Origin of the sequence: Nocardioides sp. Leaf285, from assembly GCF_001422955.1 — a bacterium.
Lineage (GTDB): Bacteria > Actinomycetota > Actinomycetes > Propionibacteriales > Nocardioidaceae > Nocardioides > Nocardioides kribbensis.
Window position 1 is genome coordinate 941,497 of sequence record NZ_LMNH01000001.1, and the last position, 26,498, is coordinate 967,994.

General features: G+C 74.5%; 20 protein-coding genes. 16 read left to right on the forward strand and 4 right to left on the reverse strand.

What is annotated here, in order from left to right:
• Nucleotides 1-34: 34 nt before the first annotated feature.
• Entirely contained in the window at nucleotides 35-1,540 is a 1,506-nt protein-coding gene (locus ASF47_RS04330) for a leucyl aminopeptidase (RefSeq protein WP_056862695.1), read from the reverse strand.
• Between the two features lie 42 nt (nucleotides 1,541-1,582).
• Between ASF47_RS04330 and gcvT the strand changes: the two genes are divergently transcribed.
• Genes gcvT through ASF47_RS04355 form a run of 5 tightly spaced genes read left to right on the forward strand, consistent with a single transcriptional unit; the run spans nucleotide 1,583 to nucleotide 5,282 of the window.
• Nucleotides 1,583-2,770, forward strand: coding sequence for a glycine cleavage system aminomethyltransferase GcvT (gene gcvT, locus ASF47_RS04335; RefSeq protein WP_056862696.1), 1,188 nt, complete (start codon nucleotides 1,583-1,585; stop codon nucleotides 2,768-2,770).
• Nucleotides 2,771-2,775: 5 nt separating this feature from the next.
• Nucleotides 2,776-3,033, forward strand: a complete 258-nt coding sequence (locus ASF47_RS04340) for a hypothetical protein (protein ID WP_200918939.1) — start codon at nucleotides 2,776-2,778, stop codon at nucleotides 3,031-3,033.
• Nucleotides 3,030-3,950 (forward strand): PhzF family phenazine biosynthesis protein, encoded by a 921-nt coding sequence (locus ASF47_RS04345; protein ID WP_235558618.1) that lies wholly within the window; start codon nucleotides 3,030-3,032, stop codon nucleotides 3,948-3,950. The genes ASF47_RS04340 and ASF47_RS04345 overlap by 4 nt, the downstream gene beginning before the upstream one ends.
• 10 nt (nucleotides 3,951-3,960) lie before the next feature.
• Nucleotides 3,961-4,773: a thymidylate synthase gene (locus tag ASF47_RS04350; RefSeq protein ID WP_056862697.1), complete on the forward strand. Its 813-nt coding sequence runs from the start codon at nucleotides 3,961-3,963 to the stop codon at nucleotides 4,771-4,773.
• Nucleotides 4,770-5,282, forward strand: coding sequence for a dihydrofolate reductase (locus ASF47_RS04355; RefSeq protein WP_056862698.1), 513 nt, complete (start codon nucleotides 4,770-4,772; stop codon nucleotides 5,280-5,282). Before ASF47_RS04350 ends, ASF47_RS04355 begins: the two co-directional genes overlap by 4 nt.
• 379 nt (nucleotides 5,283-5,661) lie before the next feature.
• Here ASF47_RS04355 and ASF47_RS04360 read toward each other — a convergent pair whose 3' ends face one another.
• Nucleotides 5,662-7,755 (reverse strand): sensor histidine kinase, encoded by a 2,094-nt coding sequence (locus tag ASF47_RS04360; RefSeq protein WP_056862699.1) that lies wholly within the window; start codon nucleotides 7,753-7,755, stop codon nucleotides 5,662-5,664.
• Between the two features lie 93 nt (nucleotides 7,756-7,848).
• Between ASF47_RS04360 and ASF47_RS04365 the strand changes: the two genes are divergently transcribed.
• From ASF47_RS04365 to ASF47_RS04380, 4 genes are all read left to right on the forward strand, one after another.
• Complete coding sequence (locus ASF47_RS04365; protein WP_056862700.1) at nucleotides 7,849-8,784, forward strand: LLM class F420-dependent oxidoreductase; 936 nt, start codon at nucleotides 7,849-7,851, stop codon at nucleotides 8,782-8,784.
• Between the two features lie 42 nt (nucleotides 8,785-8,826).
• A complete protein-coding gene (gene dapA, locus ASF47_RS04370) occupies nucleotides 8,827-9,744 on the forward strand; it encodes a 4-hydroxy-tetrahydrodipicolinate synthase (RefSeq protein WP_056862701.1) in 918 nt (305 codons plus the stop codon).
• 147 nt (nucleotides 9,745-9,891) lie between these two features.
• Nucleotides 9,892-12,651: an FtsK/SpoIIIE family DNA translocase gene (locus ASF47_RS04375; protein ID WP_082499964.1), complete on the forward strand. Its 2,760-nt coding sequence runs from the start codon at nucleotides 9,892-9,894 to the stop codon at nucleotides 12,649-12,651.
• Nucleotides 12,648-14,744: a helix-turn-helix domain-containing protein gene (locus ASF47_RS04380; protein ID WP_056862702.1), complete on the forward strand. Its 2,097-nt coding sequence runs from the start codon at nucleotides 12,648-12,650 to the stop codon at nucleotides 14,742-14,744. The genes ASF47_RS04375 and ASF47_RS04380 overlap by 4 nt, the downstream gene beginning before the upstream one ends.
• A gap of 1,002 nt (nucleotides 14,745-15,746) precedes the next feature.
• Here ASF47_RS04380 and ASF47_RS04390 read toward each other — a convergent pair.
• Nucleotides 15,747-16,424: a response regulator gene (locus ASF47_RS04390; protein WP_228942034.1), complete on the reverse strand. Its 678-nt coding sequence runs from the start codon at nucleotides 16,422-16,424 to the stop codon at nucleotides 15,747-15,749.
• Between the two features lie 10 nt (nucleotides 16,425-16,434).
• Nucleotides 16,435-18,192: a sensor histidine kinase gene (locus ASF47_RS04395; protein ID WP_200918940.1), complete on the reverse strand. Its 1,758-nt coding sequence runs from the start codon at nucleotides 18,190-18,192 to the stop codon at nucleotides 16,435-16,437.
• A gap of 181 nt (nucleotides 18,193-18,373) precedes the next feature.
• On the opposite strand from ASF47_RS04395, the gene ASF47_RS04400 reads away from it, so the two are divergent.
• The 7 genes from ASF47_RS04400 to ASF47_RS04430 all read left to right on the forward strand — a co-directional run bounded on the left by ASF47_RS04400 (nucleotide 18,374) and on the right by ASF47_RS04430 (nucleotide 26,384).
• Nucleotides 18,374-19,339 carry a Bug family tripartite tricarboxylate transporter substrate binding protein gene (locus tag ASF47_RS04400; RefSeq protein ID WP_056862704.1) on the forward strand — a complete coding sequence of 322 codons (966 nt, stop codon included), beginning with the start codon at nucleotides 18,374-18,376 and terminating at the stop codon, nucleotides 19,337-19,339.
• Nucleotides 19,336-19,896 carry a tripartite tricarboxylate transporter TctB family protein gene (locus tag ASF47_RS04405; RefSeq protein WP_082499968.1) on the forward strand — a complete coding sequence of 187 codons (561 nt, stop codon included), beginning with the start codon at nucleotides 19,336-19,338 and terminating at the stop codon, nucleotides 19,894-19,896. The genes ASF47_RS04400 and ASF47_RS04405 overlap by 4 nt, the downstream gene beginning before the upstream one ends.
• A complete protein-coding gene (locus tag ASF47_RS04410) occupies nucleotides 19,896-21,458 on the forward strand; it encodes a tripartite tricarboxylate transporter permease (RefSeq protein ID WP_056862705.1) in 1,563 nt (520 codons plus the stop codon). The genes ASF47_RS04405 and ASF47_RS04410 overlap by 1 nt, the downstream gene beginning before the upstream one ends.
• Nucleotides 21,455-21,931, forward strand: a complete 477-nt coding sequence (locus ASF47_RS04415; protein ID WP_082499969.1) for a universal stress protein — start codon at nucleotides 21,455-21,457, stop codon at nucleotides 21,929-21,931. Before ASF47_RS04410 ends, ASF47_RS04415 begins: the two co-directional genes overlap by 4 nt.
• 130 nt (nucleotides 21,932-22,061) lie before the next feature.
• Nucleotides 22,062-23,621: a 30S ribosomal protein S12 methylthiotransferase RimO gene (gene rimO, locus ASF47_RS04420; RefSeq protein WP_082499970.1), complete on the forward strand. Its 1,560-nt coding sequence runs from the start codon at nucleotides 22,062-22,064 to the stop codon at nucleotides 23,619-23,621.
• Nucleotides 23,618-24,253, forward strand: coding sequence for a CDP-diacylglycerol--glycerol-3-phosphate 3-phosphatidyltransferase (gene pgsA, locus ASF47_RS04425; protein WP_056862706.1), 636 nt, complete (start codon nucleotides 23,618-23,620; stop codon nucleotides 24,251-24,253). The genes rimO and pgsA overlap by 4 nt, the downstream gene beginning before the upstream one ends.
• A gap of 94 nt (nucleotides 24,254-24,347) precedes the next feature.
• Nucleotides 24,348-26,384: a bifunctional metallophosphatase/5'-nucleotidase gene (locus ASF47_RS04430; RefSeq protein WP_056862707.1), complete on the forward strand. Its 2,037-nt coding sequence runs from the start codon at nucleotides 24,348-24,350 to the stop codon at nucleotides 26,382-26,384.
• Nucleotides 26,385-26,498 lie beyond the last annotated feature (114 nt).

Below are 26,498 nucleotides of genomic sequence, written 5' to 3' on the forward strand. Positions count from 1 at the left end.
CCCGTCGGGCCCGCCCTTCGCCGTCGCGCCGGGACTACTCCGCGACGGCGAAGGCCCGGGCGTAGTCGACGAGCGTGGCGACGGCGAAGCCGGTGCCGCCGGCGGTCACGTGCCCCGAGGCGCCGGAGCCGAAGGACGGTCCGGCGATGTCGAGGTGGGCCCACGGGAGCCCGGCGGTGAACTCGCGCAGGAAGGCCGCGGCGAAGAGGCCGCCGCCCCAGCGCACCCAGTCGTGCTGGGCCAGGTCGGCGACCTTGCTCGAGCGGATCCGCTCGCCCATCTGCTCGGGGATCGGCATCGGCCAGTGCGCCTCGCCGGCGACCTCGGAGGCGGCGAGCACGTCGTCGACCACCGAGCGGGTGCCCATCACGCCGGCCACCTTGTCGCCGAGGGCGACGACCATGTGACCGGTCAGCGTGGCGACGTCGAGCACGACGTCGGGCTCGGTCTCGGTGGCCCGCACGAGGGCGTCGGCCAGCACGAGGCGGCCCTCGGCGTCGGTGTTGGAGATCTCCACCGTGGTGCCGCCGTAGATGCGCAGCACGTCGCCGGGGCGGGTGGCGCTGCCGGAGACCATGTTCTCGGCCATGGGCACGAAGGTGCTGACCTTGACCGGCAGACCGAGCCGGGCGATCGCGAGCGTGGCCTGCACGACCGCGGCGGCGCCGGCCATGTCGGACTTCATCTCGCTCATCGAGGCGGCCGGCTTGATGGTCAGACCGCCGGAGTCGAAGGTGATGCCCTTGCCGACCAGGGCGAGGTGGCGGGTGGCGCCCTTGGGGGCGTAGGTGAGCTCGACCAGGCGCGGCGGTGCGCTCGACCCGGCGCCGACGCCGAGGATGCCGCCGCAGCCCAGGTCGGCGAGCGCGGCCTCGTCGTGCACGGTGGCGGTGACCTTGTGGCCGCGGGCGACCTGCTTGGCGTTGTCCTTGACCGCGGCCACGACGGCGTCGGCGAAGGCCGGCGGGGTCAGGTCGCCGGGCGGGGTGTTGACCCAGTCGCGGGTGGTGGCGACGGCCGCGGCGACGACCTGGGCCTCCTCGAAGGCGGTGGTGGCCTCGGCGCGGCGCGCGACCGGCGACAGCACGGCGACCTCGGCGACCGTGGTGGTCGTGGCGGTGTCGCGCTGGTAGGCGGTGAAGCGGTAGCCGCCCAGCGCCCACCCCTCGGTGACCGAGCGGACCAGCGCGGCGGAGTCGGCGGGCAGCGCGAGCGCGACGCTCGCGGCGTTGGTGACGGCACGGGCCGCGGCGCCGGCGCCGCGGCGCACGGTCTCCGGCGTGGCCTCGGCGCCGAGCCCGACGAGCACGAGGGTGGGGGAGGCGATGACGCCCCCGGTGGGCACGCGGGTCGTCTCGCCGACCTTGCCCGTCAGCGCCAGCATCGCCAGCAGCGGGCGCAGCTTGCGGCCGTAGGCCTCGCCCACCGCCTCCGCGCCCGGGGCCAGCACGACCCCGTCGCCGCTGCTCACGACCCCCACCACCACGGCGTCGGCCTTGGTCTTGGCGGGGTTGGCGTTGCGCAAGGAGTACGTCGTCACCGGGGCAGGTTAACCGTCGGCGCCTCACGCTAGGTTGAGGCCATGGCCGAGGACCGTGCACCCGACCCCTCCCGCGACCCCTCCCGCGACCCAGCCGGCGGCGTCACGCCGCCCGACGCGCAGGGGCTGATCCGCTCGCCGCTGCACGAGCGCCACGTCGCGCTGGGCGCCAAGCTGGCGGAGTTCGGCGGCTGGTCGATGCCGTTGGAGTACCCCTCGGGCGTGGTCAAGGAGCACACGGCCGTGCGCGAGGCGGTCGGCCTCTTCGACGTCAGCCACCTCGGCAAGGCCAGCGTGACCGGTCCCGGCGCGGCCGACTTCGTCGACGCGACGCTCTCCAACGACCTGCGCCGCATCGGCCCGGGCCAGGCGCAGTACACGCTGTGCTGCGACGAGGAGACCGGCGGCATCGTCGACGACCTCATCGCCTACCTCCACGACGAGGAGCACGTGCTGCTCGTGCCCAACGCCGCCAACACCGCCGAGGTCGTGCGCCGGCTCACCGCGGCCGCGCCGGCGGGCGTGAGCGTGACCGACGAGCACCGCGACCACGTCGTGCTCGCGGTGCAGGGCCCGCGCAGCGACGACCTGCTCGCGGCCGTCGGGCTGCCGGTGGGCCACGACTACATGAGCTTCGCCGTCGCGCCGTACGCCGCGCAGGGCCTGACCCACGACGTGGTCGTGTGCCGCACCGGCTACACCGGAGAGCGCGGCTACGAGCTGGTCGCCCCCGTCGCCGCGGCGCTGGGCCTGTGGGACGCGCTGGTCGCCGCGGGGGAGCCGCTGGGCCTGCTCGCCTGCGGCCTGGGCGCGCGCGACACCCTGCGCACCGAGATGGGCTACCCGCTGCACGGGCAGGACATCTCCCTCGACGTCACCCCCAACCAGGCCCGGCTCGGCTGGGCCGTGGGGTGGGGCAAGGACGCCTTCTGGGGCAAGGAGGTGCTCACCGCCGAGCGTGCCGCCGGGCCCCGCCGCCGCCTCCAGGGGCTGGTGGCCACCGGCCGCGGCATCCCGCGCCCCCACATGACGGTCTCGCTGACCCCCGACGTGCTGCTGGGGGAGATCACCTCCGGCACCTTCTCCCCGACCCTGCGCAAGGGCATCGGCCTCGCGCTGCTGCCCAGCTTCGTGGCCGACGACGCCGAGGTCGGCGTCGACGTGCGCGGGCGGCGCGAGGTCTTCCAGGTCGTCCGCCCGCCCTTCGTCGCCCCCTCCGTCAGGACGTGATCCGCGTGAACCTGCCCGACCAGCCCCCGACCTTCCGCCAGCCCACCCCCGCCGAGCTGCCCTGGTGGTGGCGCCTCGAGGACGCCTCCGGCCAGGAGGTGAGCGTGGGCGCCGACCTCTCCGGCGAGCGCTTCGCCAACCAGGCCGACGCCGAGTCGTGGGTGGGGGAGTGCTTCGGCGACCTCGCCGCCGAGGGCGTCGACGCCGTCATGCTCTTCGAGGGCGAGCGCCGCGTCTACGGCCCCATGTCGCTGCACCCGTGAGCGGGGCGCCGGTGCCCGGCGCGGTGGTCGGGCGTCGCTTCAGCCAGGTCGACGTGTTCAGCGCCGAGCCGCTGCGCGGCAACCCCGTGGCGGTGGTGCACGACGCCGAGGGTCTCGACGAGGCCGACATGGCCGCCTTCGCCCGGTGGACCAACCTGTCGGAGACGACCTTCCTGCTGCCGCCGACGACACCGGGCGCCGACTACCGCCTGCGCATCTTCACCCCCGGTCGCGAGCTCCCCTTCGCCGGGCACCCCACCCTGGGCTCGGCCCACGCCTGGCTCGAGGCCGGTGGCGAGCCGGCCGCCGACGGGGTCGTGGTGCAGGAGTGCGGCGCCGGGCTGGTGCGGCTGCGCCGCGGCGAGCGGCTCGCCTTCGCCGCGCCGCCGCTGGTGCGCTCCGGCCCGGTCGACGAGGCCGACCTCGCCCACGTGCGCCGCGTGCTCGGCGCCGGGCCCGGAGGCGGGCCCCGAGGTGGCTCGGGGGTCGAGGTGCTCGACGCGGCCTGGGTCGACAACGGCCCCGGCTGGCTCGGCGTGTTGCTCGCCGACGCCGCCGCGGTGCTGTCGCTGGAGCCCGACCTCGCGGCCTTCGGCGACCTCAAGCTCGGCGTCGTCGGCGTCCACCCCGCCGGCACCAGCGACGCCGATGTCGAGGTGCGGGCCTTCGTGCCCAGCCTCGGGGTCGGCGAGGACCCGGTCACCGGCAGCCTCAACGCCGGCCTGGCCCAGTGGCTCGCGGGCGACCGGCTGCCCTCGGCGTACGTCGCCTCGCAGGGCACGGTGCTCGGGCGGCGCGGGCGCGTGCACGTCAGCACCGAGGCCGGCCCCGACGGCGAGCCCGTCGTGTGGGTCGGCGGCGACACCGCCACGACGGTGGCCGGGCAGGTCCGGCTGCCGGCCGGGCCGCGCCGGTAGGGTCGCGCTCGTGCAGGCCTACCTCGACCTCGTCCGGCGGATCCTCGACGAGGGCGTGGCCAAGGGCGACCGCACCGGCACCGGCACGCGCTCGGTCTTCGGCCACCAGATGCGCTTCGACCTCTCCGCCGGCTTCCCGCTGGTGACGACCAAGCGCATCCACACCCGCTCGGTCTTCGCCGAGCTGCTGTGGTTCCTGCGCGGCGACACCAACGTCACCTGGCTCCAGGAGCGCGGCGTGAGCATCTGGGACGAGTGGGCCGACGAGCACGGCGACCTCGGGCCGGTCTACGGCGCGCAGTGGCGCTCCTGGCCCACCCCCGACGGCCGCCACGTCGACCAGCTCGCCGAGGTCGTCGAGCAGATCCGTCGCGACCCCGACTCGCGCCGCCACCTCGTCTCGGCGTGGAACGTCGCCGACATCCCGTCGATGGCGCTGGCGCCCTGCCACGCGCTCTTCCAGTTCTACGTCGCCCCCGCGGTCGACGGCGGGCCCGCGCGGCTGTCCTGCCAGCTCTACCAGCGCTCCGCGGACGTCTTCCTCGGCGTGCCCTTCAACATCGCCTCCTACGCGCTGCTGACCCACATGGTCGCCCAGGTCACGGGCCTGGCCGTCGGCGACTTCGTGCACACCCTCGGCGACGCCCACCTCTACTCCAACCACCTCGACCAGGCCCGTCTCCAGCTGACCCGCGAGCCGCGACCGCTGCCGACGCTGTGGCTCGACCCCAGCGTCACCGATCTCGGCTCCTTCGAGCTCGAGCACGTCGCCGTCGAGGGCTACGACCCCCACCCGGGCATCAAGGCGCCCATCGCCGTATGACCCCCGGCGGGCGGCGTGTGCTGCTGGTCGCCGCGGTGGCGCGCAACGGCGTCATCGGCGCCGACGGGGCGATCCCGTGGCACCTGCCCGCCGACTTCGCGCACTTCAAGGCCCTGACCCTCGGCCACACGCTGCTCATGGGGCGCGCGACCTACGACTCGATCGGTCGTCCGCTGCCCGGGCGCACCACCGTCGTGCTGACCCGCGACCCCGCCTGGTCGGCCCCGGGGGTGCTCGTCGCCCACGACCTCGACGCCGCGCTCGCCCTCGCCGACGACCAGCCCGAGGGCGCCGAGGTGAGGGTTGTCGGCGGCGCCGCGGTCTACGCCGCCGTGCTGGCCGCCGTCGGCGCCGATGGCGCGGGCCTGGCCGACGAGCAGGTCATCAGCGAGGTGCACCTCGAGCCCGCGGGCGACACCACCTATCCCGCGATCGACCCCGCGCTCTGGCACGAGGCCTCCCGCGAGCCGCACGACGGCTTCGACGTCGTGCGCTGGGTACGCCGCTGACGCTCGGCCCGGCCGCCGCGGGGCGGGCCACGGGGCCGGCGGGGCGTCGTACGCGCGGGGACGTCATGCGGAGGGTGGGTGCGCATCCACGTCTCGTATGACGTCCGGGGTGGGGCGGGTGGCTGGTCCGGCGGTTGGGGTGGGACGTCATGCGGAGGGTGGATGCGCATCCACGTCTCGTATGACGCCCGGGACGAGGGCGGCTGGCTGGTCCGGCGGGTGGGGTGGGACGTCATGCGGAGGGTGGATGCGCATCCACGTCTCGTATGACGCCCGGGGCGGGTGGCCGCTCCGGGCGGTGGGGTGGGACGTCATGCGGAGGGTGGATGCGCATCCACGTCTCGCATGACGCCCGAGGCGGGGGGCGGCCAGCCGAGCCTCAGAGGCGGCTCAGCGGCAGCCGCACGGTGAAGGTGCTGCCCTCGCCGAGCTCGGACTCCAGGCGGATCGAGCCGCCGTGGCGCTGGACGATGCGCCGCACGATGCTCAGCCCCAGGCCGGTGCCGGGGCGGGCGAGCGCCTCGGGGTTGGTGGAGCGGAAGAACTCGGTGAACAGCTCCTCCTGGTCGGGCTTGCTGATGCCCAGGCCGGTGTCGCGGCACACGAAGCGCACGAACCGCTCGCTGCGCTCGACCGAGACGCTGACCTCGCCGCCGGCGGGGGTGTACTTGACGGCGTTGCCGACGAGGTTGAGCGCCACCCGCTCGAGCTCGTCGTGGTCGCCGCTGATGAGCAGCGGCCCGCCGTGGGGCTGGAGCACGAGCCGCACGCCGTCCTCCTGGGCGTGGAGCCGGAAGGCGGCCACGGCGTCGACGGCGAGCTGGTGGAGGTCGACGATCGCGGCCTCGGAGGTGGCCTCGCGGTCGGTGAGGCGCTTGAGGGTCAGCAGGTCGTCGATGAGGGAGAGCACGCGGTCGAGGTTGCGGCGCACCACCTGGAAGCTGGCCGCGGGCGCAGCGGCCGGGTCGTCCTCGATCAGCTCCAGGTGACCCTGGATGGAGGTCAGCGGGGTGCGCAGCTCGTGGGAGACGGTGGAGATCAAGTCGTTCTTGTAGACGTCGAGGGCCTCGAGCTGCTCGACGAGCACGTGCTCGCGCTCGAGCAGCCGGGCGTTGAGCACCGCCTGGCCGAGGTGGCGGGCGACCTGGCTGGCCGCGCGCACCTCGTGGGTCGTCCAGCCCGCGGCGGCGGTCTCCGCGCCGCTGCCCGCCCCGTCGGCGGGACCCTGACCGGGCCCGTCGCCGGGCACGCTGCCGCCCCCGGCCCCGGCCTCGCCCCCGGCCTCGCCCCCGGCCCCGCCCCCTGCGCTGGCCCCCGCCCCGCCGCCGCTGCCAGGTCCGTCGCGCCGTGCGAGCACGACGTAGCCGAAGCAGTCGGTGCCGGCGCCCATCGGCGCCATCAGCATGCTGCTCAGGTCGTTGCCGTGCAGGTGGGCCAGCACGGCGGCGCGCTCGGCCTCGTCGCCGATGTCGGAGCGCGGGCTCAGCGGCTGGCTGACCCAGCCGGCGGCCCAGCCGGCGGCCCCGCCGGCGACCGGGCGGCGGGTCGCGGCGTCGAGGTGGAGGGTGTGGGTGGTCAGCGAGGTGCCGTCGGCGCTCACCGAGGTGAGCGACACCGTGCCGGCGGCCCAGTGGTCGCAGGCCTCGCGGGCCGCCCAGGCCACGACCGGGGCGGGGGTCTCCGCGTGGCCGGTGGGGAAGCGCGCCCCGTGGTCGGCGCCCGGCAGCGCGCTGGCGCCGACGACCCTCACCCGCACCCAGTCCGAGCGCAGCGCGGCGGCGATCGAGGCGGTCGCGCGGTCCACCACCTGGGCGGCGTCGAGGCTGGCCGCGGCCTCGCTGTTGATCGCGTCGACCGCCGCGCCCAGGCGCACCTGCTCGGCGAGGTCGACGGCGCGCCGGGCGTTGCCGAGGGCGATGCCGGCCAGGTCGGCGTACATCTCCAGCTGCTCGCGCCGCGCCGCGTCGGGGCGGCGGCCGTCGAGGGGCAGGTCGACCGAGAGCAGTCCGAGCAGCTCGCCCTCGGGGGAGCGCAGCGGTGCGCGCAGCGTGTCCTCGGGCCGCCACCGGTCGGGGTCGTCGGGGGCCGGCTCGTCACGGGGGGCCGCCGTGTCGGAGACGGGGATCCAGCCGTCGGTCGGCAGGTCGGCCAGCCGCTCGGCGGGGATGAAGAGCAGCGAGCCCCACTCGTCGGCGAGCGCCAGCTCCTCCTCCATGAGCGCAAGCGGCACCCGGGTGCCGACGAGCTGCTCACGCGCCTCGGCGCTGCCCGCGACGCTGACGATCTCCAGGGTGGCGTCCTCGCGCAGGTAGCTGATCGCCGCCACCGCGAAGCCGACCGTGGCCGCCGCGCCCTCGGCCACGGCGTCGAGCACCGAGGCGACGTCGCCGCCCAGGTTGAGCCGTCGCATGATCTGGTAGACCGGGCGCAGGTCGCCGGTGACCGTGCGCGCCGTCTCGTCTGTGGCCTCCACCGTCGCCTCCCGCGTGGTCGGAGGCGTCATCCTCGCAGGTCCGCGACCCTCCGGCGGGGTTGCGCCGCGCCGGGCTGCTGGCAGCATGGCGGCATGGATCTGCGCGTGTTCACCGAGCCCCAGCAGGGCGCCACCTACGACGACCTGCTCGCGGTGGCCCGCGAGGCCGAGACCCTCGGCTTCGACGCCTTCTTCCGCTCCGACCACTACCTCGCGATGAGCGGCGACGGCCTGCCCGGGCCGACCGACGCCTGGACCACCCTGGCCGGGCTGGCCCGCGAGACCAGCACGATCCGCCTCGGCACGCTGATGACCAGCGCGACCTTCCGCCACCCCGGGCCGTTGGCGGTGCAGGTGGCCCAGGTCGACCAGATGAGCGGTGGGCGCGTCGAGCTCGGGATCGGCGCCGGGTGGTTCGCCGCCGAGCACGAGAGGTACGCCATCCCGTTCCCGTCGGTGGGGGAGCGCTTCGACCGCTTCGAGGAGCAGCTGGAGATCGTCACCGGGCTGTGGGCGACCCGGGGCGGCTTCACCTTCGAGGGCCGCCACCACGTCGTGCGCGACTCCCCGGGCCTGCCCAAGCCGGTGCAGACCCCGCCCCCGGTGATCATCGGCGGCCTCGGCAAGCGGCGTACGCCGGAGCTCGCGGCGCGCTTCGCCGACGAGTTCAACCTGCCCTTCGTCGACACCGCCACGACCCGCGAGCAGAGCGCCCGCGTCGCCCGGGCCTGCGAGGCCGTCGACCGCGACCCCGCCTCGATGACGTGGTCGAACGCCCTCGTGCTGTGCGTCGGCGCCGACGAGGCGGAGGTGGCCCGCCGGGCAGGGGCGATCGGGCGCGACGTCGACGACCTGCGCGCCCACGGCCTGGCCGGCACCCCGGCGGAGGTCCTCGACCGGATCGGGGCCTACGCCGCGGAGGGCTGCCAGCGGCTCTACCTCCAGGTGCTCGACCTGCACGACCTCGACCACCTGCGCCTCGTGGCCGCCGAGGTGGCGCCGCACCTGCCCGCCGGCCGTGCGGCGTGACCGGTCCCGCGACGCGGCGACCGGGCGGGATAGCCTGCCGCCATGACTGCTGAGGCGACTCCCGGGGCCCCGACGGCACCCTTCGGCACCGTGCTGACCGCGATGGCCACCGCCTTCGCCCCCGACGGGTCGCTCGACCTCGAGAGCACCCAGCGCATCGCCCGCCACCTCGTCGCCCACGGCCACGACGGCCTCGTCGTCTCGGGCACCACCGGCGAGTCGCCGACCACCACCCCGGCCGAGGACGGCGAGGTCCTCGCCGCCGTGCGCGACGCCGTCGGCCCCGACATCGTCCTGGTGGCCGGTGTCGGCACCAACGACACCCGCACCTCCATCGGCCTGGCCAAGCAGGCGGCGCGGGCCGGCGCCGACGGGCTGCTGCTGGTGACGCCCTACTACAACAAGCCCGGCCAGGCCGGGGTGCTGCACCACTTCCGCCAGGTCGTCGGGGCCAGCGACGTGCCGGTGATGCTCTACGACGTGCCGGGCCGCACCGGCACCCAGCTCAGCCTGGAGTCCTACGCCGAGGTCGCCCGCTGGGAGCAGGTGCTCGCGGTCAAGGACGCGGTGGGCGACCTGGCCCGCGGCGTGCGGATCAGCCAGCTCGGCCTGGCGCTCTACTCCGGCGACGACATCGCCAACCTCGGCTGGCTGGCCCACGGCGCGGTCGGCTTCGTCTCGGTCGTGGGCCACGTCGCCGGCGACCAGCTGCGCGCCATGCACGACGCGCACCGCGCGGGCCGTGTCGGTGAGGCCCTCGAGATCTACACCCGGATGCTCCCGGCGATCGAGGCCGTCATGGGGGTGGCCAACTACGGCGCCACCACGGCCAAGGCCAGCCTCGAGCTGCTCGGCGTGCTCGACAACCGCCGGGTCCGCTCGCCGCTGCTGGAGCTCGACGACACCGAGGTCGCCGCGCTGCGCGCCGGCCTCGAGGCCGCCGGCCTGCTGCCCGCCTGAGGCCCGCCCGGCGCGGGATGCCCGCCGTGCCACCACCGCCGGTCTACGGGGGTCCGCCCACCCCGGTGGGGGAGTGGTGACGGCTGGGGCGCGACACGCTTCCTGTGGTCCCTGTGACTGGAGTGGCGTTCCTCTAGGTTAACCAGCATGGCGACCCGTACGTCTTCCCCGCCGGGGTCGCGGAGCACGAGCACGTCCACGTCGACGTCCCCCACGACGTCCCGCAACGGCTCGAGCGCCCGACCACGGAGTACCCCGACCACCTCGACCGCGCGCAGCAAGGCCACCGGCAAGCGGCCTGCGCCCAAGAAGAAGACCGCAGCCCGTCCGGCGAGCCGGACGGGTGGTCGCTCGACGACCAAGCGGCCCGCGACCAAGCGCCCCGCCGCGCGTCCGGCGCCGCGCGCCGTGCGCACCGGTCGCGGCCCGGTGGCGCGCCTCTTCGACGCGGTCCTGCGCGGCGTGGTCGCCACCTGGCTCGCCGTGGCCCACGGCGTGGGCGCCCTGGCCCGCGGCATCGGGCACGGCGCCCGCGAGCTCGACCCCGAGCACCGTCGCGACGGTGCGGGCCTCTTCGTCCTCGCCCTCGCGGTCGTCGCCGCCGCCGCCGTGTGGTTCCAGCTCGGTGGCAGCGCCATGGAGATCACCCGCACCGCGGTCACCGGCTCCGTCGGCAAGGTCGGCTGGCTGGTGCCGCTGGCCCTGGTGGTCGTCGGCTGGCGCACCATGCGCGACCCGGTCGGCAACGGCCCGGCCGGTCGTCAGGTCATCGGCTGGAGCTCGCTGGCCCTCGGTGTGCTCGGCATCGTGCACATCGCCGGTGGCAGCCCGCAGCCCGTGCGCGGCGACGCCGGCCCGCTGCAGGAGGGCGGCGGCGCGATCGGCTACGTCGTCTCCTCGCTGCTGCTCGACCTGCTCCGCGAGGAGTACGTCGTCGTGCCGCTGCTCGTGCTGCTCGCCGTCTTCGGCCTGCTGGTCGTCACCGCCACCCCGCTCTACCAGGTGCCGGTCAAGCTCGCCGACCTGCGCGACCGCGCCCTGGGCCGCGACCTCTACGAGGACGACGACACCCGGGCCACCCGCTCGCGCCGCGGGCGCCACGACGCCGAGGACGAGATCGACCCCGAGATGGGCGACCCGGCCTACGACAGCCCGGTGCTCAGCGACCGCGAGCTGAAGAAGCGGCGCCGCAAGGACCCCATCGAGGTCGCCATGGAGCAGGAGGTCGCCACCGACGCCGGTGTCGACCTCTTCGCCCCCGAGCCGCGCACCCCGGCGGCGAAGCCGTCGGCGCGGCGCCCGGTCGCCCCCGACCTCCCCGACCTCTCCGATCTCGGCGACCTCGGCGAGGACGACGAGCCGGAGGCCAAGGAGGAGCTGGTCCCGCCGCCGCACACGCCGCTGCCGGCGCGCGTGGAGCAGCTCGCGCTCTCCGGCGACGTCACCTACCACCTGCCCGCCGGCGAGGTGCTCAAGCCCGGCTCGGTGCACAAGGCCCGCTCCAAGGCCAGCGACGCGGTCGTCGACCGCCTCATGCAGGTCATGGACGAGTTCAACATCGACGCCCAGGTCACCGGCTACACCCGCGGCCCGACCGTCACCCGCTACGAGGTCGAGCTCGGCCCCGCGGTGAAGGTGGAGAAGGTCACCGCGCTGAGCAAGAACATCGCCTACGCCGTCGCCTCGGCCGACGTGCGGATCCTCAGCCCGATCCCCGGCAAGTCGGCGATCGGCATCGAGATCCCCAACGTCGACAAGGAGATCGTCTCCCTCGGCGACGTGCTGCGCTCCACGACGGCGCGCTCCGACCACCACCCGATGATCGCCGGGCTCGGCAAGGACGTGGAGGGCGGCTTCGTGGTCGCGAACCTCGCCAAGATGCCGCACCTGCTCGTCGCGGGCGCCACGGGCTCGGGCAAGTCGTCGTTCATCAACTCGATGATCACCTCGATCCTCATGCGCTCCACGCCCGACGAGGTGCGGATGATCATGGTCGACCCCAAGCGGGTCGAGCTCAACGCCTACGAGGGCGTGCCGCACCTGATCACCCCGATCATCACCAACCCCAAGAAGGCCGCCGAGGCGCTGGCCTGGGTCGTGCGCGAGATGGACATGCGCTACGACGACCTGGCCAACTTCGGCTTCCGCCACATCGACGACTTCAACAAGGCCGTCAGGGCGGGCAAGGTCGAGGTGCCGCTCGGGTCCGAGCGCCAGCTCTCGCCCTACCCCTACCTGCTGGTCATCGTCGACGAGCTGGCCGACCTGATGATGGTCGCCCCGCGCGACGTCGAGGACGCGGTCGTGCGCATCACCCAGCTGGCCCGCGCGGCCGGCATCCACCTGGTGCTCGCGACGCAGCGGCCCTCGGTCGACGTGGTCACCGGCCTGATCAAGGCCAACGTGCCCTCGCGCCTGGCCTTCGCCACCTCCTCGCTCGCCGACAGCCGGGTCATCCTCGACCAGCCGGGCGCCGAGAAGCTGGTCGGCCAGGGCGACGGCCTCTTCCTGCCCATGGGCTCCTCGAAGGCCGTGCGCGTGCAGGGGTCGTGGGTCACCGAGGCCGAGATCGCCCAGGTGGTCAAGCACTGCAAGGAGCAGCTCGAGCCGACCTACCGCGAGGACGTCACCGCCCCCGCGGCCAGCAAGCGCGAGCTCGACGACGACATCGGCGACGACATGGACCTGGTCATCCAGGCCATCGAGCTCGTCGTGTCCACGCAGTTCGGGTCGACCTCGATGCTGCAACGCAAGCTGCGTGTCGGCTTCGCCAAGGCGGGCCGCTTGATGGACATCATGGAGAGCCGTGGCGTCGTCGGACCCAGCGAGGGCTCCAAGGCCCGCGACGTGCTGGTCAAGCCCGACGAGATCGACGGCGTCATCGCGACCCTGCAGGGGGAGATGTGAACGACATCCGCACCGACCTGACCGAGCCCGCCGAGGGCGCCGCCGAGAGCCTGGCCGCCGACGGGCACGGCGCCGCGCCGCGCACGGTTGAGGTACGCCGCAACGGCGTGCTGGCCGGCGCCATCGGAGGCGTCGCCGCCCTCGTGGCCGCGGCCTACCTCGCCCGCGCCACCGCGACGGGCGCGGCGCTCGACTGGGTGCTCTGCGTCGTGATGGCCCTCGTGGCCGTCGGCCACGCCCTGGTCCTGCGCGACGCCCGCACCCCGCTCTTCGTCGCCGACGACCTCGGGGTGCGCCTGCGCACCGGCCGCACCTGGCGCGGCCTGCCCTGGACCCAGATCGAGGCCGTCGAGGTGCTCCCGCGCCGCCGCGTCGTGCGCGACGGGGCCATCGACGTCCTGGCCGGTGACGACGACCCGATCTCGGTGCCGCTGTCGGTCTCGACCCGCGTGGTCGGCGTCGAGCCCGGCGACACCGTCGTCGACGCCCTCGACGCCCTCGCGGGCGGTGCCGTCGAGGTGGTCGAGATCGAGGGCTACGAGTACCTCGACGACGAGGCCTGGGCCGCCGTCCACGACGGCGACCCGGCGACCGGGCCCACCGGTTACGCCGACGCCGCCGAGGCCGCCGAGGCCGCCGAGGCCGCCGAGGCCGCCGACGCCGCCGACGCCGCCGACGCCGCCGCGGGCACCGCAGCACCCGCCGAGGCCGACGCCGACGCCGAGCGTGCGGTGGCCCAGCGGGTCACCACCGAGCAGCCCCCGGCGGCCGGGACCGACGAGGTCCCCGCAGCCACCGCGCCGCCCGCCGGAGCCGACGACACGGCCGTGCGCCCCGCGGTGGGTGCGAGCGCTGCGGCGTACGCCTCCAGTGACGGTGACCGTCTCGCCCACGAGGAGGCCGAGGAGGACGCGGGTCGCTCCCACGACCCCCGTCCCGCGCTCGCCCAGGCCATCGGCGACCTGGCCTCGCGGCTGCCCTGGCGCCGTGAGCGGGCCACCGACGGCGACCCCGCCGACGGCGACTCCTCCCACGACGCCCCCGCCGGGACCGGCGCCGTGCGCGGCCCGGGCTCGCCCGTGGGCGCGCCCGTCATGGGGCGCCCCGAGGTCACCCCGAGCGCGACGCCGAGCCCGCTGCGCGAGCCCGTCGTGGCGGTGCGCAGCGAGATCCGCACCGACCTGGTGCACGGCGCCAACGCCCTCGACCTCGCCGACGACGAGTCCGACGACCACACCCGCCGCGGCCTCCCCGAGGCGCGCGAGCTGCGCCGCAGCGGCAGCGTGAGCCTGGTCGAGGACACCGTGGTGTGGGGCGACCGGGTCAGCCCGATCGCCACCGCCGGCGACGCCGTGGCACCGATCGTCATCGACGACCTCGGCGCCGAGCCGGCCGAGGACCCCGTGATCGGCCCCGAGCTGGCCGCGGCCCGGACCCGCCTGGGTCTCAGCGTCGACCAGCTGGCCGAGCGCACCCGCATCCGCCCGCACGTCATCGAGTCCATCGAGGTCGACGACTTCGCCCCCTGCGGCGGCGACTTCTACGCCCGCGGCCACCTGCGCACCCTCGCCCGCGTGCTCGGCGTCGACGTGGCGCCGCTGCTCGCCGACTACGACGCGAGGTACGCCGACGCCCCGATCAACCCGCGCCGCGTCTTCGAGGCCGAGCTCGGGGCGGGCGGGGCGATCCGCGGCACCCGCGGCGGCCCCAACTGGTCGATCATGATCGCCGCGGTCATGGCGCTCGTGCTCTGCTGGTCGGTCGCGCGGCTGGTCATGGACCAGCCGGTCGACCTGCGCGACCCGGCGCCGAACCTGCCGGCCGCCGTGCAGTCCTCGGCCGGCGCCCGCGTGCCGGTCACCCTCACCGCCGCCGGCGGCGGCGCCACGGTGTGGGTGCGCGACGGCGACAACGAGCTGGTCTTCAAGGGCACGCTGACCTTCGGCCAGGTCAAGGTCATCGACAAGGTCTCCCAGCCGGTGCGCGTGCAGTCCTCCGACGGCTCCGTCGAGGTCGCCGTCGACGGCCAGAACCGCGGCGCCCTCGGCGCCACGGGCAAGACCGCCCAGGACACCTTCACCGTCGAGGACTGACCGCACGAGCGCGACCCGCACACCGCCACCCGGCCCCGAGGAGCAGCTGCTCCTCGGGGCCGCGTGCGTCCGCGGCCGGGTCGGGCCGCGGCGGGAGCGGGACGCGTGGCGGCGTGGTGGCGAGGGACGTCATACGAGCGGTGGATGCGCATCTACGGTGCGTATGACGTCTGGTGCGGTGGCGTCGCTCGGGTGGCGGCGGGTGCGGGACGTCATGCGGGGGGTGGATGCGCATCCACGGTGCGTATGACGACGAGGCCCTCGTGGCCAACGCCGACATGGACAAGTGGGCCGCCGACCGGTTCTGCTACGATGGATGCGCATCCACGGTGCGTATGACGTCTGGTGCGGTGGCGTCGCTCGGGTGGCGGCGGGTGCGGGACGTCATGCGGGGGGTGGATGCGCATCCACGGTGCGTATGACGTCTGGTGCGGGGGCGTCGCTCGGGTGGCGGCGGGTGCGGGACGTCATGCGGGGGGTGGATGCGCATCCACGGTGCGTATGACGTCCGGTGCGGTGGCGTCGCCCAGGTGGCGGCGGGTGCGGGACGTCATGCGGGGGATGGATGCGCATCCACGGTGCGTATGACGTCTGGTGCGGTGGCGTCGCTCGGGTGGCGGCGGGTGCGGGACGTCATGCGGGGGGTGGATGCGCATCCACGGTGCGTATGACGCTGACGTCTGGTGCGGTGGCGTCGCTCGGGTGGCGGCGGGTGCGGGACGTCATGCGGGGGGTGGATGCGCATCCACGGTGCGTATGACGTCTGGTGCGGTGGCGTCGCTCGGGTGGCGGCGGGTGCGGGACGTCATGCGGGGGGGGTGGATGCGCATCCACGGTGCGTATGACGTCCCGTGCGGGCGCTCAGAAGGGGTGTGGCGGCTGTCGTGGTGCGTCCGAGGTCAGGTCGGGTGGCGGCCGGGTGCGGGACGTCATACGAGAGGTGGATGCGCATCCACGGTGCGCATGACGTCCGCGGCGGGCGCGTCGTCGGACCCCACCGCGTCAGGCGCGGCGGTAGCGGCGCTCGGGGCGCCCGGAGCCGCCGTACTGCAGCCGCACGGCGAGGCGTCCCTGGGCGACGAAGTGCTCGAGGTAGCGCCGGGCGCTGACGCGGGAGATGCCGACCGCCTCCGCGCACTCCGCGGCCGAGCGCTCCACACCGTCGTCGAGGGCGGCGAGCACGGTGTCGGCGGTCTCGCGGCTCAGGCCCTTGGGCAGCACCTCGCGGCCGCGGTTGAGGGGGGCGAAGGCGGCGTCGATGTCGTCCTGGCCCGGCGTGGCCGAGCCGGCGAGGGCGGCGCGGGAGGCACGGAAGGCCTCGAGGCGCCAGTGCAGGTCGTCGGCCTCGAAGGGCTTGACCAGGTAGTGCGCCGCGCCGCCGGCGACCGCCGCGCGCACGGTGTCGGCCTCGCGGGCCGCGGTGACCATGACGACGCCGACGTCGTTGCCGGCACCCCGCAGTCGGCGCAGCACCTCGATGCCGCTGAGGTCGGGCAGGTGCACGTCGAGCAGCACCAGGTCGGGGGAGAGTCGCTCGATCTCGGCCAGCGCGGTCTCGCCGGTCGCGGCGACGCCCACGACCCGGAAGCCCTCGGCGCGCTCGACGAAGCGGGTGTGGATCGAGGCGACCATGAAGTCGTCGTCGACGACCAGCACGGTCAGGTCGGTCGGCTCGGTCACGGCGCTGGGGTCACGGTCCTGGGGTCGGTGGGATCGGCTCGGTGGGGGCGGGCAGGCGCGCTGTGAAGACGGCGCCCTCGGCATTGTGCACCGAGACCGACCCGCCGCGCCGCTCGCACACCACCTGCACCAGCGCCAGACCCACCCCGCGCCCGCTCGCGTCACCGGGCTTGGTGGTCACCCCGCGGCGGAAGACGGCCTCGCGCCGGTCCTCGGGCACCCCGGGTCCGGTGTCGGCGACCTGCACCACCACGGTGCCGTCGTCCTCGCGCACCAGGCGCACGTCGACCCGGCCCGCGCCGCCCGCGCCGCCGCCCGCGCCCCCGGCCACGACCGCGTCGACGGCGTTGTCGACCAGGTTGCCCAGCACGGTGCCGACGTCGGCCGACAGCTCGGGGTCGAGCCGGGGGAGCGAGGTGTCGTCGCGCAGCAGCAGCTCGACGCGCCGCTCCGCGGCCAGGGTGGTCTTGGCGATGAGCAGCGCGGAGACCGCCGGGTCGTCCACGCGGGCCAGCACGTGGTCGGTGATCTCGGCGCGACGCCGGTTGAGGGTGCCGAGGAAGCCCTGGAGCTCGTCGTACTCCTCGAGCTGGAGCAGCCCGGAGATGGTGTGCAGCTGGTTGCTGAACTCGTGGGTCTGCGCCCGCAGGGTCTCGGTGACGCTCTCGCGGGCGGTGAGCTCGCTCTGCATCGCCAGCAGCTCGGTGCGGTCGCGCAGGGTGGTGATGGTGCCGATGCGGCGCCCGCCGGCGGTGACCTGGTTGCGGTTGGTCACCAGCACCCGGCCCGCGACGACGAGCACGCCGTCGCGCAGGTCGTCGGGGGCCAGCAGCAGGTCGCGCACGGCGTCGCTGACCGGCAGGTCGGCCAGGGCGCGGCCCTGCGTGCCGGGCGGCAGGCCGAGCAGCTCGCGCGCGCTGTCGCTGACCACCGTGACGACGCCGTCGCCGTTGACCGCCACGACCCCCTCGCGGATCGAGGTCAGCAGCGCCTCGCGCTGGTCGGCGAGCGCGGAGATCTCCGCCGGCTCCAGGCCCCGCGTACGCCGCTTGATCAGGCGCGCCAGCAGCCAGGAGCCGGCCAGGCCGAGGGCCAGCCCGCTCAGCAGCACCACCAGCAGGTCGGCCGTGGTCTGGCGCAGCCGCTCGGTGATGGGCGGGTAGTCCTCGGTGACGACCACCAGCCCCACCACGCGCGGGGGCCGGCCCGCCCGGCCCGGCGTCGCGGCGCGGGCGCCGGCGTAGACCGGCACCTGCGCGGCGATGACCCGGTTGCCCCGGTCGACGATGTCGCCGGTCCAGGTGCGTCCCTGCGCGGCGTCGGGGCCCAGCTGCACCTGCTCGCCCTCGCGGGTCGGGTCGGTGGCGACGAAGGCCGTGCCGTCGGGGGAGGTGAGGTAGACGGTGCTGGCGCCCACGTCGTTCTGCCGCTGCTGGGTGTAGAAGGCCAGCGAGCGCGCGTCGTCCGTGCCGAGCAGGCCCAGCTGCACCGCCGGGGTGTTGGCCAGGCTGTCCGCGGCGGCGCGCAGCCGGGCGCCCCGGGTGTCGCGGAAGTCGGCGTCGCTCTGGCGCACCGACACCACGCTGGTCACCAGCACGACGAGCAGCAGCACCACCAGCTGGAGGATCAGGAACTGCCCGGCCAGGCTGAGGTGGCGGCGCGACGAGGGCTCGCGCTCGGTCGCCGCCCCGGGCGACGGCGTGGGCGAGGGACCGGACGACGGCGGCGTCGAGCCGGTCCGGGCGCGCTCACCGCGACGTGACCACAAGTTCCACAACCTCCTTTGGTTGCCTAATCGTGACGGCCGACACAGCCTGCGTGACGATCGACACGTCCCACCCCGTCGACTCCCCAGGAGAGACATGTTCCCCGCAGCACCCCGGGCCCCGCGAGGGGGCCCACGCCGCGACCGCCGGCCCGGTCGGCCCGGTCCGCGACGCGCCCGCGTCGTGGCGGCCGCGCTCGCGACCGCCCTGGCCCTCACCGCCTCCTCCTGCGGCGTGACCCGCGGCGACGACAGCGCCGACCTCGACATGTGGATCCCCAACAGCCCCGGCGGCGGCTACGACCAGACCGGCCGCGCGGCGGTGGGGGTCATGGAGCAGGACGACATCACCGGCGGCAGCTTCCAGGTCACCAACATCCTCGGCGCGGGCGGCGCGGCCGCGATGAGCCAGCTGATGGGCCAGGAGGGCAACGAGCACCTGCTGATGACCATCGGGCTGGGGGTCGTGGGCTCGACGTACTCCTTCGCCTCCGACGCCCGGCCGCAGGACGCGACCCCGATCGCGCAGCTGATCGAGGAGCAGGAGGGCGTGCTCGTGCCGGCGGAGTCTCCGTTCGAGACCATCGACGACCTGGTGGAGGCCTGGAAGGCCGACCCCGGCTCGATCGTCGTCGGCGGCGGCTCCTCGCCCGGCGGCCCCGACCACCTCTTCCCGATGCAGCTGGCCGAGACCGTGGGCATCGACCCGCAGGAGGTCCGCTACGTCACCTACGACGGCGGCGGCCCGCTGACCAGCGCCCTGCTGGGCAACAAGATCCAGGTCGGCTTCTCCGGCCTCAGCGAGTTCGAGGGCCAGATCGCCGCCGGCGACCTGCGCGTGCTCGCGGTCTCCGGCGAGGAGCGCCTGACCGGCGAGGCCGTCAAGGACGCCCCGACGCTGACCGAGTCGGGCATCGACCTGGTCTTCATCAACTGGCGCGGCGTCCTGGCCCCGCCCGGCATCTCCGAGGAGCGTCAGGACGAGCTGATCGCCTACCTCTCCGAGATGCACGACTCCCCGCAGTGGCAGCAGACGCTCGAGAAGAACGGCTGGATCGACGCCTTCCGCACCGGGGACGACTTCGAAGCCTTCCTGCTGGAGCAGGACGACCGCGTCTCGTCGACGCTCGAGGAGCTGGACCTGCTGTGAGCACTCCCACCACGACCTCGCCCGGCGCCCCGGGCACCCCCGGCGGGCACGCCCCGGCCGGTGACCACCGGCCCGAGGGCGGCGTCGACAAGGCGCAGTACCCGCTGGCCGCCCTGCTCGTCGTCGTCGGCGCCTACACCTTCTACGACGCCTCCACCCTCAGCGTCGGCTTCGGCGACCCGGTCGGCCCGCGGGTCTTCCCCTACGTCATCGGCGCCGTGCTGGTGCTGCTCGGCGTGCTGCTCGCGATCGCCACGGCCCGCGGCTCGAAGGCCGAGCCCGAGGGCGGCGAGGACGTCGACCTCGCCCAGCGCGCCGACTGGGCCACCGTGGCCAAGCTCGTGGGCGTCCTGGCCTTCACGATCGCCACGGTCGACCTGCTCGGCTGGGCCGTCACCGGGGCCGTCCTCTTCGCCGGCGCCGCCTGGGCGCTCGGCTCCCGCACGCTGATCCGCGACGTGATCGCCGGCCTCGTGCTGGCGATCGGCAGCTGGTACGCGTTCTACGTCGGCCTGGGCATCCCCCTGGCCCCCGGCATCCTCGATGGGATCTTGTGATGGGTGACTTCGACCTCCTCTGGGGCGGCCTGCAACAGGCCGCGACCCCCGAGAACCTGCTCTTCGCCGCCGTCGGCGTGCTGCTCGGCACCTTCGTCGGCGTGCTGCCCGGCATCGGCCCGGCCATGGCCGTGGCGCTGCTGCTGCCGGTGACCTTCGGCCTCGAGCCGACCCAGGCCTTCATCATGTTCGCCGGCATCTACTACGGCGGCATGTACGGCGGCTCCACCACCTCCATCCTGCTCAACACCCCCGGTGAGTCGGCGTCGGTGATGACGGCGCTGGAGGGCAACAAGATGGCCAAGCGCGGCCGGGCCGCCCAGGCGCTGGCCACCGCCGCGGTCGGCTCCTTCGTCGCCGGGACCATCGGCACGCTGCTGGTGGCCTTCTTCGCCCCGCCGCTGGCCGACGTCGCGGTGCAGATCGGTGCTCCGTCGTACTTCGCGATCATGCTGCTGGCCCTGGTGATGACGACCGCCGTGCTGGGCTCCTCGGCGCTGCGCGGCTTCATCGCGCTCTTCCTCGGCCTCACCATCGGCCTGGTCGGCCTCGACCCCAACACCGCCCAGGCCCGCCTCGACCTCGGCCTGCCGCAGCTGATCGACCCCCTCGACATCGTCGTCGTCGCGGTCGGCATCTTCGCCCTCGGCGAGGCGCTGTGGGTCGCGGCCCACCTGCGCCGCAGCCCGCTGCAGATCATCCCCGTCGGCCAGCCCTTCATGGGCAAGGACGACTGGAAGCGCTCGTGGAAGCCGTGGCTGCGCGGCACGGCGCTGGGCTTCCCCTTCGGCGCCATCCCCGCCGGCGGCGCGGAGATCCCGACGTTCCTGTCCTACGTCTCGGAGCGCAAGCTGGCCAAGAACGACGAGTTCGGCAAGGGCGCCATCGAGGGCGTCGCCGGGCCCGAGGCCGCCAACAACGCCTCGGCGGCCGGCATGTTCGTGCCGATGCTGGCCCTGGGCCTGCCGGTCACCGCGACCGCCTCGGTCATGCTCGCCGCGCTCCAGGGCTACGGCATCCAGCCCGGCCCGCAGCTGATGACCGACCAGGCCGACCTGGTCTGGACCCTGCTGGCCAGCCTGCTGATCGGCAACCTGCTGCTGCTGGTGCTCAACCTGCCGCTGGCCCCGCTGTGGGCCAAGCTGCTGCGCATCCCGCGGCCCCAGCTCTACGCCGGCATCCTGTTCTTCGCCTGCCTGGGGGCCTACGCCACCAACCTCGACCCCTTCGACGTGGGCCTGCTGCTCGTCTTCGGCCTGCTCGGGCTGATGATGCGCCGCTTCGGCCTCCCGGTGCTGCCGCTGATCCTCGGCGTCATCCTCGGCCCCCTCATGGAGGGCAAGCTGCGCGAGGCGCTGAGCATCTCCGGCGGCGACTTCTCCGGCCTGGTGAGCGAGCCGCTGGCGGTCGTGGTCTACGCGATCATCGCCCTCGCCGTGCTGGCGCCGGTCGTGGTGAGCCGGGTCCGTGGACCCCAGGCACCGGCCGCCCCGGGCGGTGCCACCGACGAGGCGGTCGCCGACGCGGCCCCCGCGAGCGACGATGAGAAGGTGGGTCGATGAGCGACCAGACGCACGACCGCACGCAGGACCAGGCCGGCGCCCCGGCGTCGCACGGCGCGAGCAGCGCGAAGGGCTGGGTCGTGGTGGCCTGGGCCCCCGACGAGTTCGGCGCCGTCGCCCTGGCCCACGGCGTCTTCGAGGCCCGCGACCGCGGCCGCGGGGTGCTGGTGGTCAACGCCACCAAGGGCGACGCGCTCGTCGACGACCGCTACGCCGGACCCGAGGCCCTGCAGCAGGTCGAGCGCGAGCTCGCGGCGGCCGGCGTGCCCTTCGAGGTGCGCCAGTCGGTCGGTGGCGACGTCGCCGACCAGGTGCTGCAGGTGACCAGCGACGTCGACGCCCGCCTCGTGGTCATCGGGCTGCGCCGGCGCACCCCGGTCGGCAAGCTGCTGATGGGCAGCGTGGCCCAGCGGATCCTGCTGGCCGCCACCTGCCCGGTGCTGGCGGTCAAGCCCGGCGAGCAGCCCGGCTGACCCGTCGACCGTCCGTCGACCCGCCCCTCGACGCGCCCCCGTCCCCGGTGCCCACGCCCCGGGAGCGGGGGCGCGCGCGTGTCGAGGGTTCGTGCCCGGCCCCGTGCGGGCGGCATACTCGGGGGCGATCATGACGACTGAATCCCTCCCCGCCTCCCTCCCCGCCCGCGACGACGCCGACGCCCCGGCCGACGGCGAGCTGCTCTCGGTCGCCATGGTGACCCTGGGCTGCGCCCGCAACGAGGTCGACTCCGAGGAGCTGGCCGGCCGGTTGGAGGCCGGCGGCTTCCGCCTCGTCGAGGACCCCGCCGCCGCCGACACGGTGGTCGTCAACACCTGCGGCTTCGTGGAGGCCGCGAAGAAGGACTCCGTCGACACCCTGCTCCAGGCCGCCGACCTCAAGGCGTCGGCCGGCACGGGCGGCCGGGCCCAGGCCGTCGTCGCCGTCGGCTGCCTGGCCGAGCGCTACGGCAAGGACCTGGCCGAGTCGCTGCCCGAGGCCGACGCCGTGCTGGGCTTCGACGACTACCCCGACATCGCCGCCCGGCTGCGCTCCATCGTCGCCGGCGAGGTGCACCACCCGCACACCCCCCAGGATCGGCGCCTGCTGCTGCCGATCTCGCCGGTCGACCGCGCCGCCTCCACCACCCCGGTGCCCGGCCACGGTGACCAGGTGCCGCCGGCGGCCCCCGTCGCGGGCTCGGCGGCCGACCCGGCCACGGTCGGTGCCGGCGGCCCGGCGACCGGTCCCCGCGCCGTACGCCGCCGCCTCGACTCGGGCCCGATGGCGGCGCTCAAGCTGGCCAGCGGCTGCGACCGGCGCTGCTCCTTCTGCGCGATCCCGGCCTTCCGCGGCTCGTTCGTGAGCCGCCGGCCCTCCGACGTGCTCGCCGAGGCCCGCTGGCTGGCCGAGCAGGGCGCGCGCGAGCTCTTCCTGGTCAGTGAGAACTCCACCTCCTACGGCAAGGACCTGGGCGACCTGCGCCTGCTCGAGACGCTGCTGCCCGAGCTGGCCGCGGTCGACGGCGTCGAGCGGGTCCGGGTGTCCTACCTCCAGCCGGCCGAGACCCGCCCGGGCCTGGTGCAGGCGATCGGCGACACCCCCGGCGTGGTGCCGTACTTCGACCTGTCCTTCCAGCACGCCAGCGCCACGGTGCTGCGCCGGATGCGCCGCTTCGGCGACCCCGAGTCGTTCCTCGGCCTGCTCGAGCAGGTGCGCGCCGCCGCCCCGCTGGCCGGGGTGCGCTCCAACGTGATCGTCGGCTTCCCCGGCGAGACCGAGGACGACCTGCAGACCCTGTGCGACTTCCTCGTCGCCGCCCGCATGGACGTCACCGGCGTCTTCGGCTACTCCGACGAGGACGGCACCGAGGCCGCCTCCTACGACGGCAAGCTCGACGACGACGAGGTCCGCGCCCGCGCCGAGCACGTCACCGCCCTGGTCGAGGAGCTCAACGCCCAGCGGGCCGAGGAGCGCATCGGCGAGCACGTCGAGGTGCTCGTGGAGTCGCTCGGCGAGGACGGCACCGCCGAGGGCCGCGCCGCCCACCAGGGCCCCGAGGTCGACGGCACCACGACGCTCGAGGCCCCGCGCGAGGGCGCCCACGCCGTGGGCCGCCTGGTCGCGGCCACCGTCGTCTCGACCGACGGCGTCGACCTGCTCGCCGACCCCACCGGAGGAGTCCGATGACCCAGCCCGAGGTCGAGCCCGTCTCGCCGAGGCCGAGCAACCTCAACCTGCCCAACGTGCTCACCACGCTGCGCATCGTGCTGGTGCCGTTCTTCGGCGCCGCGCTGCTCGTCGACGGCGGCGACTCCGGCACCTGGCGCACCGTGGCCTGGGTGATCTTCTTCGTGGCCATGGCCACCGACAAGATCGACGGCGACATCGCCCGCGCGCGCAACCTGGTCACCGACTTCGGCAAGATCGCCGACCCCATCGCAGACAAGGCGATCACCGGCATGGCCTTCATCGGGCTCTCGATCGTGGGGGAGGTGTGGTGGTGGGTGACGATCCTGGTGCTGCTGCGCGAGTGGAGCGTCACGCTGCTGCGTCTCTCAGTGCTCAAGCGGGTGGTGATCGCGGCCGCCGACCTCGGCAAGCTCAAGACGACCGTGCAGGGCCTGGCCCTCGGCCTGCTCGTGCTGCCCCTGCTCGACCCCGACCTGCCCTCGTGGCTCGAGACGCCCGGCGAGGTGCTGTTCTACGTCGCCCAGGCGCTGCTGGCCGTGGCCGTGGCCCTCACGCTGTGGTCGGGCGCGGAGTTCTACCGCGGCGTGTGGCGCCAGCGCCACGAGCTGCGCGGGAGCGGCAAGTCGTAACCCAGTTGTCACCTGACGACCCGGTCGCGCAGCGCTGATCCGGGGTTAGGGTCCGGAGGTCAATCGCCCATTTGGTGTGAAGGATCTCCCACTCGTGCTATCTCGCTCCTGGTCCGGACGGGCCACCCGTCCGCTCGCCGCGTCGCTGGGCCTCGGCCTCGCGGCCGCCGCCCTCTCGGTCACCACCGTCGCTCCCGCCCAGGCCGTTCCGTCGGCCCCGGCTCCGCGCGCGGACAAGGTCGTCGACCTCACCCTGCTCAACATCAACGACTTCCACGGTCGCATCGACGCCAACACCACGAAGTTCGCCACCACGGTCGAGGGGCTCAAGGCCGCCAACGGTCCCAAGCGCACGCTCTTCCTCAGCGCCGGCGACAACATCGGCGCCTCGCTCTTCGCCTCCAGCCAGTTCAAGGACCGGCCGACGCTGAAGGTGCTCGACGCGCTGGGCCTCAAGACGTCGTCGGTGGGCAACCACGAGTTCGACCGCGGCTTCGACGACCTCGACGGCCGCGTGGACGACGTCGCCGACTTCTCCTACCTCGGGGCCAACGTCTACGCCGAGGGCACCCGCTCGCCGGTCCTGCCGGCCTACGACACCTTCAGGCGCGCCGGGGTCACCGTCGGCGTCATCGGCGCCGTGACGGAGGAGACCGCGAGCCTGGTCAGCCCCGCCGGCATCGAGGGCATCGAGTTCGGCGACCCGGTCGCCGCGGTCAACCGCGTCGCGCGCCAGCTCTCCGACGGCAGGCCGGGCAACGGCGAGGCCGACGTGCTCGTGGCGGAGTTCCACGAGGGCGCCGGCGAGGGTGCCCCCGCGGGCGCCACGCTGGAGGAGGAGGTCGCCGAGGGCGGCGCCTTCGCCCGCATCGTCACGAGGACCACGCCGAAGGTCGACGCGATCTTCACCGGCCACACCCACAAGCAGTACGCCTGGGACGCCCCCGTGCCCGGCACCGAGCGCACCCGACCGGTCCTGCAGACCGGCTCCTACGGCGAGAACATCGGCCGGATCACCCTGAGCGTCAACCAGCGCACCGGCCGGGTGAAGGCCTACACGCAGGAGAACGTCGCCCGCGTCGCCGAGGCCGACCTGTCCTACCCAGCGGTGGTCAAGGTGCAGCAGATCACCAACCGCGCGCTGCGGCTGGCCGCCGAGGTCGGCAACCAGCCGGTCGCGGAGATCACCGACGACATCACCACCGCGTTCTCCGGCGGCAGCTACGGCCCCGACGGCTACACCGGTGGCACGCGCGACGCCCGTGCGGAGGAGTCGGCCCTGGGCGACCTCGTCGCCAACGCCCTGCGCGACGGCGTGCAGGACTTCGCCGAGCCCGACCTGGGGCTGACCAACCCCGGCGGCCTGCGCGCCGAGCTGCTCTTCGCCGGCGACACGACCAGCAACCCGGCCAACACCGACGGCGTGGTCACCTTCGCCGAGGCCAACGCCGTGCTGCCCTTCAACAACACCGTCGCGATCGTCCGGCTCACCGGCGCCGACCTCAAGCAGGTGCTGGAGCAGCAGTACCAGACCAACGCCGACGGCTCCGTGCCCTCGCGCCCCTACCTGCAGCTCGGGATGTCCGACAACGTCCAGGTCACCACCGACCCGACGGCCCCCGCCGGCTCGCGGATCACCTCGGTGCTCATCGACGGCGAGCCGCTCGACCCGGCGCGCACCTACACGATCTCGACGCTGTCGTTCCTGGCCACGGGCGGCGACAACTTCCGCGCCTTCACCAACGGCACCTTCACCGACACCGGCCTGCTCGACGCCGAGCTCTGGCGCGACTACCTGGCCGGCAACGACCCGGTCTCGCCCGACTTCGCGCGCCAGCAGGTCACCGAGTCGGGCCTGCCCGACGCGCTCGTCGCCGGCGAGGAGGCGAGCTTCACCCTCTCGAAGCTCAACCTCACCTCGCTGGGCAGCCCGGCCAACACCGAGCTGACCGCGACCTACGTCGACGGCTCGACCACGAGCCCGCTCGGCACCTTCCCGATCACCACCGTCGACGGCGGCAGCGCCACCGTCACCCTCACCGTGCCCGCCGGGTCCTCCGGCGGCGTGGTCGAGCTGGTGGCCGCACCGAGCGGCACCACCGTCACGGTGCCGGTCTCGGGCACCCGCTGAGCCGCTGGTCCCCAGCAGCACACCGTCCTGACCGGGGCCGCCGACGCACGTCGGCGGCCCCGCTCACGGGCGGCCCCCGGGTCGCCCGTCGGGCGCACCCACGAGCACGTCCCG